Origin of the sequence: Burkholderia sp. SIMBA_062 (assembly GCF_046534765.1) — a bacterium.
Lineage (GTDB): Bacteria > Pseudomonadota > Gammaproteobacteria > Burkholderiales > Burkholderiaceae > Burkholderia > Burkholderia ambifaria.
The window spans coordinates 1-239 of sequence record NZ_JAWRYD010000585.1 but is presented as its reverse complement, the minus strand read 5'-3'; the positions used below and the strand labels follow the sequence as shown (position 1 = coordinate 239).

At 59.4% G+C, this 239-nt stretch carries 1 protein-coding gene; it reads left to right on the top strand.

Annotated elements, in window-relative coordinates:
- Positions 1-66 precede the first annotated feature (66 nt).
- A partial coding sequence (locus SB786_RS37535) for an SDR family NAD(P)-dependent oxidoreductase (RefSeq protein WP_410731751.1) occupies positions 67-239 on the top strand: 173 nt, incomplete at its 3' end.

The following is a 239-nucleotide window of genomic DNA, read 5'->3' as shown; positions in this document are numbered from 1 at the left end:
GATCACCAGGAAGCCGTTGCGGCCTTCATGGAAAAACGTCAACCGACTTTCAGCGGGAATTGAAGCATGTACGCAAACGACCTTTTGGCTGGCAAGAAAATCCTCATCACCGGCGGCGGCACGGGGCTGGGCAAGAGTATTGGCAAGCGCTACCTGGAGCTGGGCGCTGAGTTGGTGATCGCCGGGCGCCGCAAGGAAGTGCTTGAAGCGACTGCCGAAGAGTTCCGCGCTGCACTGCC